The sequence below is a fragment of the Pseudomonas sp. NFX1 genome, from assembly GCF_051123555.1.
Classification (GTDB): domain Bacteria; phylum Pseudomonadota; class Gammaproteobacteria; order Pseudomonadales; family Pseudomonadaceae; genus Aquipseudomonas; species Aquipseudomonas capeferrum.
The window spans coordinates 5,468,529-5,486,186 of sequence record NZ_CP169366.1; the positions used below are offsets into that span (position 1 = coordinate 5,468,529).

Below are 17,658 nucleotides of genomic sequence, written 5' to 3' on the forward strand. Positions count from 1 at the left end.
CGGAATCTAGTCTTCCTTGCCCTTGTTCCGCACGGCACGCTGCAGCTCGCGGTTGGAATCGCGTTCGCGCACGGTGTCGCGCTTGTCGAATTCCTTCTTGCCCTTGCCAAGCGCGATCTCGCACTTGATCAGGTGCTTGCTCCAGTACAGCGCCAAGGCCACACAGGTGTAGCCCTTCTGCGCCACCGCCGCTTCCACACGCTCCAGCTCGCGCTTGTTCAGCAACAGTTTGCGCGAGCGGATGGGGTCGGCGATGACGTGGGTGCTGGCCGTGGTCAGCGGGGTGATGTGGCTGCCGAACAGCCAGGCTTCGCCATCCTTGAGCAGCACATAGCTGTCGGTCAGGTGCGCCTTGCCGGCCCGCAGGCTCTTTACTTCCCAACCGGACAGGACCAGCCCGGCCTCGAACTTGTGTTCGATGAAGTAATCGTGTCGCGCTTTCTTGTTTTGCGCGATGGTCCCGGTCGGATGTTTCTTTTGTTTAGCCATAGGGGCGGCATTATAGGCAACTCGATGCGTCGTCGGCTATGGGATTTCGGTGTGCTTGAGCCACCGCAATGAATACCGGACAATACAGGCCCTGTCGTAGGTACAGAACCTGTTTTCGGCACGCTGCGAAGCGCCGCCACCCAGCCTTGGAAGTGACGCCTGGATGACTACCCATATTCAACGCTCCGCCCTGCTGCCGTATCCCGCCCAGGCGCTCTATGATCTGGTCAATGACGTGGCCAGCTACCCGCAGTTCCTGCCGTGGTGCTCTGCCGCTACCGTGATCGAGGCCAGCGACACGCACATGCGGGCCAAGCTCGAAGTGGCCAAGGGCGGCATGAGCCAGCATTTCGTCACGCGCAATGTACTGGTGCCGGGCCAATCCATCGAAATGAACCTGGAGGAGGGGCCGTTCTCCCAGCTGCATGGCGTGTGGGTGTTCAAACCGTTGGGCGAGAAGGCCTGCAAAATCAGCCTGGACCTGTCTTTCGACTATGCCGGCCCCTTGGTGCGGGCCACGTTGGGGCCGCTGTTCAATCAGGCTGCCAACACCCTGGTCGATGCCTTCTGCCAGCGTGCCAAGCAGCTTAATAGCTGAGTGCTGGCCGCAAACGAAAAAGCCCGGGCCTAGGCCCGGGCTTTTTAATGCCACCCGCGTTTATTGCGGGGAGGTTTCCAGCGGTGCTGGTGTCGGGACCGGCGTGGCCTCGATGGTGTCGATTTCGCGCTGGATGGATTCTTCCACCGAACCCGGCTTGGCCGGTTTCTCTTCAGGCTGAGGCGTAGCCTGCTCTGGCTGAGCCGCAGGGCTGACAGTGGTGTCACTGCTGCCACCGAGGATTTCCTGGTCGCGGCTCACGCCTGGCATGAAGTCGCCCGACAGGCTGACCAGTTGGTCGCCCTCGTTGAAGAAAATGCTCATGCGCTCTTGCTGGCGTTTTCCGCCACCAGGCTGCAGGCTGTACAGGTAGTCCCAACGGTTGGTGTTGAACGTATCCTGAATCAGGGGGTTGCCCATGATAAACCTTACTTGCCGTCGGGTCATTCCCGGGCGTAATTGGTCTATCATGTCCTGCGTGACGACATTGCCCTGCTGGATGTCGATTTTGTAAACCCCGGGAAACGAGCAACCGGCGAGTGCGAGCAGTCCCACTAGGGTGAGGCTGGTTAGCAAGAGCTTGGTGTTTTGCATCGGTGGGCGACTTCCACTATCTTGGCTGGACAACGTAAACCCCGATCATACCCGTATTAAGAGAAGCTGCGAAGCAGCATCGGCGAGAAAGCTGACCATGGTTGAAAATAGCGAATTACGCAAAGCCGGTCTCAAGGTTACCCTGCCTCGAGTAAAGATCCTTCAGATGCTCGACTCTACCGAGCAGCGTCACATGAGTGCCGAGGATGTCTACAAGGCCTTGATGGAAGCTGGTGAGGACGTTGGCCTGGCCACCGTCTACCGCGTGCTGACCCAGTTCGAAGCGGCGGGTCTGGTGGTTCGCCACAACTTCGACGGCGGCCACGCAGTCTTCGAGCTGGCGGATGGCGGTCACCACGACCACATGGTCAACGTGGAAACCAGTGAAGTCATCGAGTTCATGGACGCTGAAATCGAGAAGCGTCAGCGCGAGATCGTGGCCGAGCATGGCTTCGAGCTGGTGGACCACAATCTGGTCCTGTACGTGCGTAAGAAAAAGTAACGATTTCGATCGTTATAAATAGCAAAGGCGACCTTCGGGTCGCCTTTGTGCTTTGTGCTGCAGGAAAATGCTGGGGGGCAGGGGCTCACGCCTTGCCGCTGACCACCATCTTGCGCGCATGCGCCAAGGATTCCTTGGTGAGGTCGATGCCGCCGAGCATGCGCGCCACTTCCTCGACCCGTTCGCGTTTGCCCAGGCTGGCCACCGCCGTGTGGGTGGTGTCGCTGTGGCGCACCTTGTGCACGAACAGGTGGTGGTGCCCTTGCGCCGCAACCTGAGGCAAGTGGGTTACGGTCAGTACCTGGCCGCGCTCACCCAGCCGGCGCAGCAGTTGGCCGACGATTTCGGCGGTGGGGCCGCCGATGCCCACGTCCACTTCGTCGAAGACCAGGGTAGGGATGCGTGAGGTCTGCGCGGTGATCACCTGGATGGCCAGGCTGATGCGTGACAGCTCACCACCCGAGGCCACTTTCGCCAGGCCTTTGAGCGGTTGCCCCGGGTTGGCGCTTACCAGCAGTTCGATCTGCTCCAGGCCGTGGGGCGACAGGTCGTTGCCCTCGTTAGGGATCAGTTCGATACAGAAGCGCCCGCCCGGCATGCCCAGGCGCTGGACCTCCAGTTCCACGGCCACCGCCAGTTGCTGGGCGGCCTGCTGGCGCAAGGCGCTCAGTTCGCGCGCACGGTCCTTGTAATGCTGGGCATAGGCCGCCAGTTCTTCGCCCAGGCGCTCGATCGACTCGTCGCTGGCGTTCAGACCTTCCAGTTCTTCCATCAACCGTTGCTGCAGGTGGGGCAGTTCGGTGGGGTGCACGCGGTGCTTGCGGGCCAGGGTATAGATAGTGTCGAGGCGTTCTTCCAGGGCCTGCAGGCGCATTGGGTCGGCGTCGAAGTGATCGAGGAAGCGGTTGAGCTCGCCCACGGCTTCTTCGACCTGGATCTGCGCACTGGCGATCAGGTTGGCGGCCTCGCCCAAGGCCTTCGGTGAGTTGCTTGCGGCGCCCAGCCGGTTGAGGCTGGCGGTGAGGGCGCTGAGCACATTGCCCGAGTCGCTCTCGCTGCACTGGTCGATGACCTGGCGGCAGATGCCGAACAGGGCCTCGGCATTGGTCAGGTTCTTGTGTTCCTGCTCCAGCTGCTCCAGCTCGTTTTCGCCCAGGCCGAGGTTGTCCAGCTCTTCCAGCTGATAGCTGAGCAGCTGATGGCGGGCGCGCTGCTCGTCACCTGAATTGGACAGGCGCTCCAGCTCCAGGCGGGTCTGGTTCCAGCGCTTGGCGGCCAGTTGCACCTGGCGGGCCAGGTCGATGGCGCCGGCATATTCGTCCAGCAGGCGCCGATGGGTGTCGGTCTTGAGCAGCGACTGGTGCTCGTGCTGGCTGTGGATGTCGATCAACAGCTCGCCGAGCGACTTCAAGTCGCCCAGCGGGCAGGGCGTGCCATTGATGTAGCCGCGGCTGCGGCCTTCGGCGGTGATCACCCGGCGCAGGATGCACGGGCCGTCGTTGTCCAGGTCGCGCTCGGCAAGCCAGGTGCGCGCTTCGGGGATATCTGCCAGGTCGAAGGTGGCGAGGATGTCTGCCTTGTCTGCGCCGGGGCGCACCACGCCGCTGTCCGCACGGTCGCCGAGGGCCAGGCCGAGGGCGTCGAGCATGATCGATTTGCCTGCGCCGGTCTCGCCGGTGATGACGGACATGCCGCGGGCAAGTTCGAGGTCAAGGTGCTCGACGATGGCGTAGTTGTGAATGGACAGGTGCAGCAGCATGGGGGCGGCTCCCGAAGGGACAGGTCTGGTTATTTATACAGTACTTTTTTCTACCCTGACAATGCCCGCTCGCACATTCTCATCCGCCCGGGAAACCATGTTGCCCCTTGAAGCTGGTTTTTCCGGCCCCATATAGCCGACAACAAAGGCGAGCCTGGCTCGCAATCCAGAAATCTGCGCAGGAGAGACCCAATGGCTGACGAACAGCTGAATGAGAAAGACCTTAACGTCGAAGAGGCAGGTGCAGCAGATGTCGGCGCCCGTGTTCTGGAGCTCGAGGAACAGCTGGCCGCCGCCAAGGATCAGTCGCTGCGCGCCGTTGCCGACTTGCAGAACGTGCGCCGTCGCGCCGAGCAGGATGTCGAGAAGGCGCACAAGTTCGCCCTGGAAAAGTTCGCTGGCGACCTGCTGCCAGTGATCGACAGCCTGGAGCGTGGCCTGGAGCTGTCCAATGCCGACGACGAAAGCATCAAACCGATGCGTGAAGGCATCGAGCTGACCCTGAAGATGTTCCACGACACCCTCAAGCGCTACAACCTCGAGGCTGTCGACCCGCACGGCGAACCGTTCAACGCCGAGCATCACCAGGCCATGGCGATGCAGGAAAGCGCCGAGGTCGAGCCTAACAGTGTGCTCAAGGTGTTCCAGAAAGGCTACCTGCTCAACGGCCGCCTGCTGCGCCCCGCCATGGTGGTGGTCAGCAAGGCGCCGAGCGCAGCTCAGCCTTCGATCAATGAAAAGGCTTGAAATCTGTCGGGGCAACCCCATCTAGGTGTCAAGCCTTCAAGTATTACCGCAGTTGGCCAAAGTAGTCGCTGCTAACCAAATTCAAGTTTCGGGAGAGTTAACATGGGTAAAATCATCGGTATCGACCTGGGGACCACCAACTCGTGCGTCTCCATCCTGGAAAACGGTAACGTCAAAGTCATCGAAAACGCCGAGGGTGCGCGTACTACCCCTTCGATCGTGGCCTATGCCAACGATGGCGAAATCCTGGTAGGCCAGTCTGCCAAGCGTCAGGCTGTCACCAACCCGCACAACACCCTGTTCGCAGTGAAGCGCCTGATTGGCCGTCGCTTCGAAGAGCAAGTGGTGCAAAAAGACATCGAGCTGGTGCCGTACAAAATCGCCAAGGCCGACAACGGTGACGCCTGGGTCGAAGTCAACGGCCAGAAAATGGCGCCGCCGCAAATCAGCGCCGAAGTCCTGAAAAAGATGAAGAAGACCGCCGAAGACTACCTCGGCGAGCCTGTCACCGAAGCGGTCATCACCGTGCCGGCCTACTTCAACGACAGCCAGCGTCAGGCCACCAAAGACGCCGGCCGCATCGCCGGTCTGGACGTAAAGCGCATCATCAACGAACCGACCGCTGCGGCACTGGCCTATGGCATGGACAAAGCCAAGGGCGACCACACTGTCATCGTTTATGACCTGGGTGGCGGTACCTTCGACGTTTCGGTCATCGAAATCGCCGAAGTCGACGGTGAGCACCAGTTTGAAGTACTGGCTACCAACGGCGACACCTTCCTGGGTGGCGAAGACTTCGACATGCTGCTGATTGACTACCTCGTCGAGGAGTTCAAGAAAGAGTCCGGCATGAACCTGAAGGGCGACCCGCTGGCCATGCAGCGCCTGAAAGAAGCCGCTGAAAAGGCCAAGATCGAGCTGTCGTCCGCGCAGCAGACCGACGTCAACCTGCCGTACATCACTGCAGATGCCACCGGTCCTAAGCACTTGAACGTGAAAATCTCCCGCGCCAAGCTGGAGTCGCTGGTTGAAGGCCTGGTGCAGCGCACCATCGAGCCTTGCCGCATCGCGCTGAAAGATGCCGGCATCGACGCCAGCAAGATCGACGACGTGATCCTGGTCGGCGGCCAGACCCGTATGCCGCTGGTACAGAAAACCGTTGCCGACTTCTTCGGCAAGGAAGCCCGCAAGGACGTCAACCCGGACGAAGCCGTCGCCATGGGCGCCGCTATCCAGGGTGCAGTTCTGGCCGGTGACGTGAAAGACGTACTGCTGCTGGACGTCAGCCCGCTGACCCTGGGTATCGAAACCATGGGTGGCGTGATGACTGCGCTGATCGAGAAGAACACCACCATCCCGACCAAGAAGTCGCAGGTGTTCTCGACTGCCGACGACAACCAGAGCGCCGTGACCATTCACGTGCTGCAAGGTGAGCGTAAGCAGGCTTCGAGCAACAAGTCGCTGGGCAAGTTCGACCTGGCCGAGATCCCGCCAGCACCACGCGGTGTTCCACAGATCGAAGTGACCTTCGACATCGACGCCAACGGCATCCTGCACGTCGGCGCGAAAGACAAGGCCACCGGCAAGACCCAGTCGATCGTGATCAAGGCCAACTCCGGCCTGTCCGATGACGAAATCGAGCGCATGGTGCGTGACGCCGAGGCCAACGCCGAGGAAGACCGCAAGTTCGAAGAGCTGGCCGCTGCCCGTAACCAGGGTGATGCACTGGTTCACTCGACCCGCAAGATGGTCGCTGATGCAGGTGACAAGGTCACCGCTGAAGAGAAAACCGCCATCGAAGCGGCAGTCGTTGCCCTGGAAGCCGCTGTCAAAGGCGACGACAAGGCCACGATCGACGCCAAGGTCGAAGAGCTGTCCAAGGTCTCCGCGCCAGTGGCTCAGAAGATGTACGCCGAGCAGCAAGCCGAACAGCCTCAGGGCGGCGCGCAGCAGGCCGAGCCGGAAGCCAAGCACGATGACGTGGTTGACGCCGAGTTCGAAGAAGTAAAAGGCGACGACAAGAAGTAATTTTTGCATGTTGTCGGCCAGCTCACCGCCGTTTGGCGGTGAGCTGGTAGGATGTCGCCGCGCGGGGGCTTGCTCCCGCGTTGGTGTGTCTGGAATACGCGAATTTTTACAGCATCTGTCAGGACGCATTCGCGCGGCAGGTGCTTACGGCACAGCGCCCATGCGCCTATGCGCAGCGCTCTGTCGAACGCCCTCAAGAGTGCAAATGACCTATGGCAAAGCGTGATTATTATGAGGTCCTGGGTGTCGAGCGTGGCGCCAACGAAGGTGATCTCAAAAAGGCCTATCGCCGCCTGGCGATGAAGTACCACCCCGACCGCAACCCGGGCGACAAGGAGTCGGAAGAGCAGTTCAAGGAGGCCAACGAGGCCTACGAAGTGCTGTCCGATGCCAGCAAGCGCGCGGCCTATGACCAGTATGGTCATGCCGGCGTCGACCCTAGCATGGGTGGCGGTGGTGCCGGCTTCGGTGGTGCCAACTTCTCCGACATCTTCGGCGATGTGTTCAGTGATTTCTTCGGTGGCGGCCGTGGCGGCTCGCGCGGTGGCGCCCAGCGTGGCAGCGACCTGCGTTACACCCTGGAGCTGAACCTGGAAGAAGCGGTGCGTGGCACCACGGTCAGTATCCGCGTTCCTACTCTGGTCAACTGCAACCCTTGTGATGGCTCCGGCGCGAAGAAGGGCTCGACCCCGTCGACCTGCCCGACCTGCGGCGGTATCGGCCAGGTGCGCATGCAGCAAGGCTTCTTCTCGGTGCAGCAGACCTGCCCGCGCTGCCATGGCCAGGGCAAGATCATCACCGACCCTTGCGGTGCGTGCCACGGCGAAGGCCGTGTCGAGGAATACAAGACGTTGTCGGTCAAGGTGCCGGCAGGTGTCGATACCGGTGACCGCATTCGCCTGTCGGGCGAGGGCGAGGCCGGTACCCATGGTGGCCCGACTGGCGACCTGTACGTGGTCATCAACGTGCGTGAGCACGAGATCTTCCAGCGCGATGGCAAGCACCTGTACTGCGAAGTGCCGATCAGCTACACCGACGCTGCCCTGGGTGGCGAGCTGGAAGTGCCGACCCTCGATGGCCGGGTGAAGCTGAAGATCCCGGAAGGCACCCAGACCGGCAAGCAGTTCCGTCTGCGCGGCAAGGGTGTGGCACCGGTACGCGGTGGTGGGGCAGGTGACCTGCTGTGCCGCGTGGCGGTGGAAACCCCGGTCAACCTCAGCCGTCGCCAGCGCGAGCTGCTCGAAGAGCTGCGTGATTCGCTGGAAGGCGACAGCTCCCATTCGCCCAAGGCCAATGGCTGGTTCGATGGCGTGAAGCGCTTCTTCGGCGATCTCTGACAAGGAACAGGTTATGCGACGTATTGCGGTAATGGGCGCGGCAGGGCGGATGGGCAAGACCCTTGTCGAAGCTGTGCAGCACCAAGCGCCTCAGGCGGGTTTGACGGCGGCGATCGATCGCCCTGACAGCAGCCTGGTAGGGGCTGATGCAGGGGAGTTGGCGGCCTTGGGTCGTATTGGCGTGCCGATCTCCGACGACTTGGTCAAGGTTGTGGACGAGTTCGACGTGCTGATCGACTTCACGCACCCTTCGGTGACCCTGAAGAACCTCGCGTTCTGCCGCAAGGCGGGCAAGGCCATGGTCATTGGCACTACTGGCTTTACGCCGGAAGAGAAAGCGTTGCTGGTCGAAGCGGGCAAGGATATCCCGATCGTCTTTGCCGCCAACTTCAGCGTTGGCGTCAATCTGTGCCTGAAGCTGCTGGACACCGCAGCGCGCGTACTGGGCGACGAGGTCGACATCGAGATCCTCGAGGCGCACCACCGGCACAAGGTCGATGCGCCGTCGGGTACTGCGCTGCGCATGGGTGAAGTGGTGGCTCAGGCGTTGGGGCGTGACCTGAAGGAAGTGGCCGTGTATGGCCGCGAAGGCCAGACCGGTGCGCGTGATCGCCAGACCATCGGCTTCGCTACGGTGCGTGCCGGTGACGTGGTGGGTGACCACACCGTGCTGTTCGCCGCCGAAGGCGAGCGGGTGGAGATCACCCACAAGGCCTCGAGCCGCATGACCTTCGCCAAGGGTGCGGTGCGTGCCGCGCTGTGGCTGGATGGGCGTGAGCCGGGGCTGTACGACATGCAGGACGTGCTGGGGCTGCACTGACCAGGTGATCTCGGCGGCGCGCCCTTCGCGGGGCGCGCCACGCTTCATCGATTCTGTCGCAATCATGTGTTTTAGAGACACATATACGGTAGACCGAAAACGCACTTTTCTGTAAGCTACAGCTTTAGTGTGTCCACTAAAAGCGCGCAGCGAATTGAATTCAGCACATGAAAGCGGGGTGACGTGTCCATACGTCACTCCGCTTTTTTGCAACCTGCGATCGCCCTTTCATGCTTGATTTACGGGAGGTCTTCTTGACAAAGCCAGCCATACTCGCCCTTGCCGACGGCAGTATTTTTCGCGGTGAAGCCATCGGTGCCGACGGTCAGACCGTTGGTGAGGTGGTGTTCAACACCGCTATGACCGGCTACCAGGAAATCCTTACAGACCCTTCCTACGCCCAGCAAATCGTTACCCTGACCTATCCGCACATCGGCAACACTGGTACCACCCCGGAAGACGCCGAGTCGAACCGTGTCTGGTCTGCCGGCCTGGTCATCCGTGACCTGCCGCTGCTGGCCAGCAACTGGCGTAACACCCAGTCGCTGCCTGACTACCTCAAGGCCAACAACGTCGTTGCCATCGCCGGCATCGACACTCGTCGCCTGACCCGTATCCTGCGTGAAAAGGGCGCTCAGAACGGCTGCATCCTCGCCGGTGACAACATCAGCGAAGAAGCCGCCATCGCCGCTGCCCGCGCCTTCCCGGGCCTCAAGGGCATGGACCTGGCCAAGGTCGTTTCCACCAAAGAGCGTTACGAGTGGCGCTCCAGCGTGTGGGAACTGAAAACCGACAGCCATCCGACCCTGGAAGCTTCCGAGCTGCCTTACCACGTGGTCGCCTTCGACTACGGCGTCAAGCTGAACATCCTGCGCATGCTGGTTGCTCGTGGCTGCCGCGTGACCGTGGTGCCTGCTCAGACCCCGGCCAGCGAAGTGCTCGCACTCAACCCTGATGGCGTGTTCCTGTCCAACGGCCCTGGTGATCCGGAGCCTTGCGACTACGCCATCCAGGCCATCAAGGAAATCCTTGAAACCGAGATCCCGGTATTCGGTATCTGCCTCGGCCACCAGCTGCTGGCCCTGGCCTCCGGCGCCAAGACCGTCAAGATGGGCCACGGCCACCACGGTGCCAACCACCCGGTCCAGGACCTGGACACCGGCGTGGTCATGATCACCAGCCAGAACCACGGTTTCGCCGTCGACGAAGCCACGCTGCCGGGCAACGTCCGCGCCATCCACAAGTCGCTGTTCGACGGTACCCTGCAGGGCATCGAGCGCACCGACAAGAGCGCGTTCAGCTTCCAGGGCCACCCTGAAGCGAGCCCAGGCCCGACTGACGTCGCGCCACTGTTCGATCGTTTCATCGATGCCATGGCCAAGCGCCGCTGAGCATCCTGCATCAAGGCCCCGGGCCGGCTCGCGCCGCGCCCGGAAGCGCCTGACCCAGATTGTTCAAGACGGCTTGCCGACTGACCCGCGGATTTGAGTGACAACCATGCCAAAACGTACAGACATCAAAAGCATCCTGATTCTCGGCGCTGGCCCGATCGTGATCGGCCAGGCCTGTGAATTCGACTACTCCGGCGCCCAGGCTTGCAAAGCCCTGCGCGAGGAAGGCTATCGCGTCATCCTGGTGAACTCCAACCCGGCCACCATCATGACCGACCCGGCCATGGCCGACGCCACCTACATCGAGCCGATCAAATGGCAGTCGGTGGCCAAGATCATCGAGCAGGAGCGCCCTGACGCCGTCCTGCCGACCATGGGCGGCCAAACCGCACTGAACTGCGCCCTGGACCTGGAGCGCCACGGCGTTCTGGAAAAGTTCGGCGTAGAGATGATCGGCGCCAACGCCGACACCATCGACAAGGCAGAAGACCGTTCGCGCTTCGACAAGGCGATGAAAGACATCGGCCTGGAATGCCCGCGTTCCGGTATCGCCCACAGCATGGAGGAGGCCAATGCGGTCCTCGAGAAGCTCGGCTTCCCATGCATCATCCGTCCGTCCTTCACCATGGGCGGCACCGGTGGTGGCATCGCCTACAACCGTGAAGAGTTCGAAGAAATCTGCGCCCGTGGTCTGGACCTGTCGCCGACCAAAGAGCTGCTGATCGACGAATCGCTGATCGGCTGGAAGGAATACGAGATGGAGGTGGTCCGCGACAAGAAGGACAACTGCATCATCGTCTGCTCGATCGAGAACTTCGACCCGATGGGCGTGCACACCGGCGACTCGATCACCGTTGCCCCAGCACAGACCCTGACCGACAAGGAATACCAGATCATGCGCAACGCCTCGCTGGCGGTGCTGCGTGAAATCGGTGTCGAAACCGGCGGTTCCAACGTGCAGTTCGGTATCTGCCCAGACACCGGCCGCATGGTCGTGATCGAGATGAACCCGCGTGTATCGCGTTCGTCGGCCCTGGCCTCCAAGGCCACTGGCTTCCCGATCGCCAAGATCGCCGCCAAGCTGGCTGTCGGCTACACCCTCGATGAGCTGCAGAACGACATCACCGGCGGCCGTACCCCGGCGTCGTTCGAACCGTCGATCGACTACGTCGTCACCAAGCTGCCACGTTTCGCCTTCGAGAAATTCCCGAAAGCCGACGCCCGCCTGACCACCCAGATGAAATCCGTGGGTGAAGTCATGGCCATCGGCCGTACCTTCCAGGAATCCCTGCAGAAAGCCCTGCGCGGCCTGGAAGTCGGTGTTTGCGGTCTGGACCCGAAAGTTGACCTGGCCAGCGCCGAAGCGGCCAGCATCCTCAAGCGCGAGCTGACCGTGCCGGGCGCCGAGCGTATCTGGTATGTGGCCGACGCCATGCGTTCGGGCATGACCTGCGAAGAGATCTTCGCCCTGACCGGCATCGACATGTGGTTCCTGGTTCAGATGGAAGACCTGATCAAGGAAGAAGAGAAGGTCAAGACCCTGGCCCTGTCGGCCATCGATAAAGGCATGATGCTGCGCCTCAAGCGCAAAGGCTTCTCGGACCAGCGCCTGGCTGTGCTGCTTGGCATTACCGACAAGAACCTGCGTCGTCACCGCCACAAGCTGGAAGTGTTCCCGGTCTACAAGCGCGTCGACACCTGCGCTGCCGAGTTCGCCACCGACACCGCCTACCTGTATTCGACCTACGAGGAAGAGTGCGAGGCCAACCCGTCGACCCGCGACAAGATCATGATCCTGGGTGGCGGCCCTAACCGTATCGGCCAAGGCATCGAGTTCGACTACTGCTGCGTGCACGCGGCCCTGGCGCTGCGTGAAGACGGTTACGAGACCATCATGGTCAACTGCAACCCGGAAACCGTCTCCACCGACTACGACACCTCCGACCGTCTGTACTTCGAGCCGCTGACCCTGGAAGACGTGCTGGAAGTCTGCCGTGTCGAGAAGCCGAAGGGCGTGATCGTTCACTACGGCGGCCAGACCCCGCTGAAACTGGCACGCGCCCTGGAAGAAGCTGGCGTACCGATCATCGGTACCAGCCCGGACGCCATCGACCGCGCCGAAGACCGCGAGCGCTTCCAGCAGATGGTTCAGCGCCTGAACCTGCTGCAGCCGCCAAACGCGACCGTGCGTAGCGAAGACGAGGCCATCCGTGCCGCTGGCGGTATCGGTTACCCACTGGTCGTGCGCCCGTCGTACGTACTGGGTGGCCGCGCCATGGAGATCGTCTACGAGCTGGACGAGCTCAAGCGCTACCTGCGTGAAGCCGTACAGGTGTCCAACGACAGCCCGGTGCTGCTCGACCACTTCCTCAACTGCGCCATCGAGATGGACGTGGATGCGGTCTGCGACGGCACCGACGTGGTGATCGGCGCGATCATGCAGCACATCGAGCAGGCCGGCGTTCACTCCGGTGACTCGGCGTGCTCGCTGCCACCGTACTCGCTGCCGGCTCACGTGCAGGACGAAGTCCGCGAACAGGTCAAGAAAATGGCCTTGGAGCTGGGCGTTGTCGGCCTGATGAACGTTCAGCTGGCCCTGCAGGGCGACAAGATCTACGTGATCGAAGTCAACCCGCGCGCTTCGCGTACCGTGCCGTTCGTCTCCAAGTGCATCGGCACCTCGCTGGCCATGATTGCCGCCCGTGTGATGGCGGGTAAAACCCTGAAAGAGATCGGTTTCACCAAAGAAATCATCCCGAACTTCTACAGCGTCAAGGAAGCCGTCTTCCCGTTCGCCAAGTTCCCAGGGGTTGACCCGATCCTCGGCCCTGAGATGAAATCGACCGGTGAAGTCATGGGCGTCGGTGACAGCTTCGGTGAAGCGTTCGCCAAGGCTCAGATGGGTGCCAGCGAAGTGCTGCCAACCGGCGGTACCGCGTTCATCAGCGTGCGTGACGACGACAAGCCACAAGTGGCTGGCGTTGCCCGCGACCTGATCGCCCTGGGCTTCGAAGTGGTTGCCACTGCCGGCACCGCCAAGGTTATCGAGGCGGCAGGCCTGAAAGTGCGCCGTGTGAACAAAGTGACCGAAGGTCGCCCGCACGTGGTCGACATGATCAAGAACGACGAAGTGTCGCTGATCATCAACACCACCGAAGGCCGTCAGTCGATCGCTGATTCCTACTCGATTCGTCGCAATGCGCTGCAGCACAAGATTTACTGCACCACCACCATTGCGGCCGGTGAAGCCATCTGCGAAGCGCTGAAGTTTGGTCCCGAGAAGACCGTTCGTCGCTTGCAGGATCTGCATGCAGGACTCAAAGCATGAGCATTACCAAATACCCGATGACCGTCCAGGGCGCTCGCGCCCTGGAAGAGGAGCACCTGTTCCTGAGCAAGACCGAGCGCCCGCGGCTGAGCCAGGCTATCGGTGAAGCACGCGAGCTGGGTGACCTCAAGGAAAACGCCGAATACCATGCCGCCCGTGAAGAGCAGGGCATGGTCGAGGCGCGTATCCGCGATATCGAAGGCCGCCTGCAGAACTCGGTGGTGATCGATGTGACCTCAATCCCGCACACCGGCAAGGTCATTTTCGGCACCACCGTCGAGCTGGCCAATACCGAAACCGACGAGCGCGTGAAGTACCAGATCGTGGGTGAAGACGAAGCCAACATCAAGCTGGGCAAGTTGTCGGCAGGCGCGCCGATTGCCCGTGCCATCATCGGCAAGGAAGAAGGTGATATCGTCGTCATCAAGACGCCAAGTGGCACGGTCGAGTACGAGATTGTCGAAGTCCAGCACATCTGACCGGCGCCTGCGGGCGCCATCCCTTGAAGGGATCCTCTGGCAGCTGGCCCAGGTTTTCTGGGTCGGCGGCTTGTGGGTGTTTCATGTGGGGCTGGTGCCCGCGCTCAAGGTCAGTGGCCTGGCGCCCCTGCTGGTGCAGGATATTGCCGGGCAGATCGACCGCTGGTTGATTGGCGTGGCCTTGCTTGGCTTGTTGACCCAGCTGGCGGTATTGGCGAGGGTGGATGGCCTGGCGGCCTGGTGGCGACAGTTCCGTGGCCAGATGCTGTTGCTCGGCTTTGGTGCCTGCGTGGGGTATTACACCTTGCGCTACGGTATATCCGTGGGTGAGCGCTGGCAGATGTTCTGTTTCCTGGTGCTGGGTTTTTCCGGCATCGTGCTGGTGGCCCAGCCAGTACCGGTCAGGGCGCGCAAGGCGCGCCACTGATCGGAGCCGCTATTATTTGAAGCGGTGGATGTTCGACAGCTGCTTGTTCGGCTGTGGGTTCTTGCGGTAGATCAGCGCTTTCTTGCCGATGGTCTGCACCAGTTCAGCACGGCCGACCTTGCACAACTCGGCAATGGCGGCAGCGCGTTCTTCACGATCTTCGGAGCGAATCTCGACCTTGATCAGTTCATGATCGGCGAGTGCGCGTTCCAGTTCGGCGGCAACGCCTTCGTTAACACCGTTGCCAGCAACGATCAGGACCGGCTTCAGGTCATGACCAATGGACTTGTATTGCTTCTTCTGCTCGTTATTGAGCGGCATAATCTGACCCTTTCCGTCTGATTCTGTAAAATTGACAGGCATTTTACCCGAGGGCCCCCGGCTCCGCCCAGTCAATCACGACGCATATCATCGAGGTGCCCCGTGGTACAACGTTCCAAAAGCAGCGCTAACTGGCTGCGTGAGCATTTTAACGACCCTTTCGTCAAACAAGCGCAGAAGGATGGCTACCGTTCGCGTGCGAGCTACAAACTGCTTGAGATCCAGGAAAAGGACCGGTTGATCCGCCCGGGCATGAGTGTGATCGACCTCGGCGCAGCCCCAGGAGGCTGGTCGCAGGTGACCAGTCGTCTGATTGGTGGCCAGGGCCGTCTGATTGCCTCCGATATCCTGGAAATGGACTCGATCCCGGACGTGACCTTCATTCAGGGTGACTTCACCCACGATGAAGTGCTGCAGCAGATTCTGGAAGCGGTCGGCGATTCGCATGTAGACCTTGTGATTTCCGACATGGCCCCCAATATGAGTGGTACGCCTGAAGTGGACATGCCGCGCGCCATGTTCCTTTGTGAGTTGGCGCTTGACCTGGCAACCCGCGTGCTGAAGCCTGGTGGTGACTTCCTGATCAAGATTTTCCAGGGCGAAGGCTTCGACATGTACTTGAAGGACGTTCGCACCAAGTTCGACAAGGTGCAGATGCGCAAGCCGTCGTCTTCGCGGGATCGCTCGCGTGAGCAGTACCTGCTGGGTAAAGGTTTCAAAGGCGTGTGAAAGACGTGCTACGGGGTGGCTGATAGTTAATTCCAATCGGCCAGCCCGTCAGGATCGTCCGAACTTCGTGTAGTCTAGGTTTCACAAAGGGTTACAGACGGTGCCTGCGGATGCGTAGGTAATGTAGTAAGTTAGGGCGATGAATATCATGCGAGGCACGGCTGCGTCGTGCGCCGGCCTCAGAGGGTAGCGAATTGAACGACATGGCAAAGAATCTGATCCTGTGGTTGATCATCGCAGCTGTCCTGGTGACAGTGATGAACAACTTCTCAAGCCCTAACGAGCCGCAGACCCTCAACTACTCCGACTTCATCCAACAGGTCAAAGACGGGAAAGTCGAGCGTGTGACCGTCGACGGCTACATCATTACCGGCAAGCGCGCTGACGGCGACAGCTTCAAGACCGTGCGCCCGGCCATTACCGACAATGGCCTGATCGGCGACCTGGTCGACAACCACGTGGTCGTCGAAGGCAAGCAGCCCGAGCAGCAGAGCATCTGGACTCAGTTGCTGGTAGCCAGCTTCCCGATCCTGGTGATCATCGCGGTATTCATGTTCTTCATGCGCCAGATGCAAGGCGGCGCGGGCGGCAAGGGCGGGCCGATGAGTTTCGGCAAGAGCAAGGCGCGCCTGCTGTCCGAAGACCAGGTCAAGACCACCCTGGCAGACGTCGCGGGTTGCGACGAAGCCAAGGAAGAAGTCGGCGAGCTGGTCGAATTCCTGCGTGACCCGGGCAAGTTCCAGCGCCTCGGCGGCCGTATTCCTCGCGGCGTGTTGATGGTCGGCCCACCGGGTACCGGTAAGACCCTGCTGGCCAAGGCCATTGCCGGTGAGGCGAAAGTGCCGTTCTTCACCATTTCCGGTTCGGACTTCGTTGAAATGTTCGTCGGTGTCGGTGCCAGCCGTGTGCGCGACATGTTCGAGCAGGCCAAGAAGCACGCCCCGTGCATCATCTTCATCGACGAAATCGACGCCGTGGGTCGCCACCGTGGCGCCGGTATGGGCGGTGGTCATGATGAGCGCGAACAAACCCTCAACCAGCTGCTGGTAGAGATGGACGGCTTCGAGATGAACGATGGCATCATCGTCATCGCCGCAACCAACCGTCCGGACGTCCTCGACCCGGCACTGCTGCGTCCTGGTCGTTTCGACCGCCAGGTGGTGGTTGGCCTGCCGGACATCCGCGGCCGTGAGCAGATCCTCAAGGTGCACATGCGCAAGGTGCCGATCGGCGAGAACGTCAACCCGGCGGTCATTGCCCGTGGTACCCCAGGCTTCTCCGGTGCCGACCTGGCCAACCTGGTCAACGAAGCATCGTTGTTCGCTGCTCGCTCCAACAAGCGCCTGGTCGAAATGAAAGAGTTCGAGCTGGCCAAAGACAAGATCATGATGGGCGCCGAGCGCAAGACCATGGTCATGTCCGAGAAAGAAAAACAGAACACCGCCTACCACGAAGCCGGTCACGCCATCGTCGGTCGTCTGGTGCCTGAGCATGACCCGGTCTACAAGGTTTCGATCATCCCGCGTGGTCGTGCCCTGGGTGTGACCATGTTCCTGCCTGAAGAGGACCGTTACAGCCTGTCCAAGCGTGCGCTGATCAGCCAGATCTGCTCGCTGTACGGCGGCCGTATCGCCGAAGAAATGACCCTGGGCTTCGACGGCGTCACCACCGGTGCCTCCAACGACATCATGCGTGCCAGCCAGATTGCCCGGAACATGGTCACCAAGTGGGGCCTTTCCGAAAAGCTCGGCCCGTTGATGTATGCCGAAGAAGAAGGCGAGGTGTTCCTCGGCCGTAGCGCCGGCAGCCAGCACGCCAGCGTGTCGGGTGAAACCGCCAAGCTGATCGACTCGGAAGTGCGCAGCATCATCGACCAGTGCTACGCCACGGCCAAGCAGCTGCTCACCGACAACCGTGACAAGCTCGATGCCATGGCTGAAGCGCTGATGAAGTACGAGACCATCGATGCCGACCAGATCGACGACATCATGAATGGTCGTGCCCCGCGCGAACCTCGCGATTGGGATGGTGACTCGGCTTCGGGTACCCCGGCAGCCCAGGGTGATCGCCCGGAATCGCCGATTGGCGGCCCAGCGGCTCAACACTAAG

The 17,658-nt window shown here is 61.2% G+C and carries 16 protein-coding genes; 12 read left to right on the forward strand and 4 right to left on the reverse strand.

Features of this window, described 5'->3' with window-relative positions:
* Positions 1-6: 6 nt before the first annotated feature.
* Positions 7-489: an SsrA-binding protein SmpB gene (gene smpB / locus DJ563_RS24595; protein ID WP_012312633.1), complete on the reverse strand. Its 483-nt coding sequence runs from the start codon at positions 487-489 to the stop codon at positions 7-9.
* Positions 490-652: 163 nt separating this feature from the next.
* Between smpB and DJ563_RS24600 the strand changes: the two genes are divergently transcribed.
* A complete protein-coding gene (locus tag DJ563_RS24600; RefSeq protein ID WP_033701615.1) occupies positions 653-1,087 on the forward strand; it encodes a type II toxin-antitoxin system RatA family toxin in 435 nt (144 codons plus the stop codon).
* Between the two features lie 60 nt (positions 1,088-1,147).
* Here the strand turns inward: DJ563_RS24600 and bamE are convergent, their stop codons facing one another.
* Entirely contained in the window at positions 1,148-1,681 is a 534-nt protein-coding gene (bamE, locus tag DJ563_RS24605) for an outer membrane protein assembly factor BamE domain-containing protein (protein WP_033701613.1), read from the reverse strand.
* A 97-nt stretch (positions 1,682-1,778) separates the two neighbouring features.
* Here bamE and fur point away from each other — a divergent pair, with 97 nt between their 5' ends.
* Entirely contained in the window at positions 1,779-2,183 is a 405-nt protein-coding gene (fur, locus tag DJ563_RS24610) for a ferric iron uptake transcriptional regulator (protein ID WP_019470441.1), read from the forward strand.
* 85 nt (positions 2,184-2,268) lie between these two features.
* Here the strand turns inward: fur and recN are convergent, their stop codons facing one another.
* Positions 2,269-3,942 (reverse strand): DNA repair protein RecN, encoded by a 1,674-nt coding sequence (gene recN, locus DJ563_RS24615; protein ID WP_274098757.1) that lies wholly within the window; start codon positions 3,940-3,942, stop codon positions 2,269-2,271.
* A 192-nt stretch (positions 3,943-4,134) separates the two neighbouring features.
* Here recN and grpE point away from each other — a divergent pair, with 192 nt between their 5' ends.
* The 8 genes from grpE to DJ563_RS24655 all read left to right on the forward strand — a co-directional run bounded on the left by grpE (position 4,135) and on the right by DJ563_RS24655 (position 14,499).
* Complete coding sequence (gene grpE, locus DJ563_RS24620) at positions 4,135-4,689, forward strand: nucleotide exchange factor GrpE (RefSeq protein ID WP_434518497.1); 555 nt, start codon at positions 4,135-4,137, stop codon at positions 4,687-4,689.
* Positions 4,690-4,791: 102 nt separating this feature from the next.
* Positions 4,792-6,717, forward strand: a complete 1,926-nt coding sequence (gene dnaK, locus DJ563_RS24625; protein WP_274098759.1) for a molecular chaperone DnaK — start codon at positions 4,792-4,794, stop codon at positions 6,715-6,717.
* Positions 6,718-6,929: 212 nt separating this feature from the next.
* Positions 6,930-8,054 carry a molecular chaperone DnaJ gene (gene dnaJ, locus DJ563_RS24630; RefSeq protein ID WP_033701606.1) on the forward strand — a complete coding sequence of 375 codons (1,125 nt, stop codon included), beginning with the start codon at positions 6,930-6,932 and terminating at the stop codon, positions 8,052-8,054.
* 13 nt (positions 8,055-8,067) lie between these two features.
* Complete coding sequence (gene dapB / locus DJ563_RS24635; protein WP_047583812.1) at positions 8,068-8,874, forward strand: 4-hydroxy-tetrahydrodipicolinate reductase; 807 nt, start codon at positions 8,068-8,070, stop codon at positions 8,872-8,874.
* A 254-nt stretch (positions 8,875-9,128) separates the two neighbouring features.
* Positions 9,129-10,265 (forward strand): glutamine-hydrolyzing carbamoyl-phosphate synthase small subunit, encoded by a 1,137-nt coding sequence (gene carA / locus DJ563_RS24640; RefSeq protein WP_274098760.1) that lies wholly within the window; start codon positions 9,129-9,131, stop codon positions 10,263-10,265.
* A 106-nt stretch (positions 10,266-10,371) separates the two neighbouring features.
* The gene (gene carB, locus DJ563_RS24645; RefSeq protein ID WP_033701599.1) at positions 10,372-13,593 is read left to right on the forward strand and encodes a carbamoyl-phosphate synthase large subunit; all 3,222 of its coding nucleotides are present in this window, start codon (positions 10,372-10,374) and stop codon (positions 13,591-13,593) included.
* Positions 13,590-14,072 carry a transcription elongation factor GreA gene (gene greA, locus DJ563_RS24650; protein WP_077068663.1) on the forward strand — a complete coding sequence of 161 codons (483 nt, stop codon included), beginning with the start codon at positions 13,590-13,592 and terminating at the stop codon, positions 14,070-14,072. The genes carB and greA overlap by 4 nt, the downstream gene beginning before the upstream one ends.
* The gene (locus DJ563_RS24655) at positions 14,050-14,499 is read left to right on the forward strand and encodes an MFS transporter (RefSeq protein WP_081874760.1); all 450 of its coding nucleotides are present in this window, start codon (positions 14,050-14,052) and stop codon (positions 14,497-14,499) included. The genes greA and DJ563_RS24655 overlap by 23 nt, the downstream gene beginning before the upstream one ends.
* Positions 14,500-14,511: 12 nt before the next feature.
* Here the strand turns inward: DJ563_RS24655 and DJ563_RS24660 are convergent, their stop codons facing one another.
* The gene (locus tag DJ563_RS24660) at positions 14,512-14,820 is read right to left on the reverse strand and encodes a YhbY family RNA-binding protein (RefSeq protein ID WP_027595032.1); all 309 of its coding nucleotides are present in this window, start codon (positions 14,818-14,820) and stop codon (positions 14,512-14,514) included.
* A gap of 102 nt (positions 14,821-14,922) precedes the next feature.
* On the opposite strand from DJ563_RS24660, the gene rlmE reads away from it, so the two are divergent.
* Positions 14,923-15,549 carry a 23S rRNA (uridine(2552)-2'-O)-methyltransferase RlmE gene (rlmE, locus tag DJ563_RS24665; RefSeq protein WP_033701595.1) on the forward strand — a complete coding sequence of 209 codons (627 nt, stop codon included), beginning with the start codon at positions 14,923-14,925 and terminating at the stop codon, positions 15,547-15,549.
* Positions 15,550-15,752: 203 nt separating this feature from the next.
* Complete coding sequence (gene ftsH, locus DJ563_RS24670) at positions 15,753-17,657, forward strand: ATP-dependent zinc metalloprotease FtsH (RefSeq protein ID WP_033701593.1); 1,905 nt, start codon at positions 15,753-15,755, stop codon at positions 17,655-17,657.
* Position 17,658: the final 1 nt, after the last annotated feature.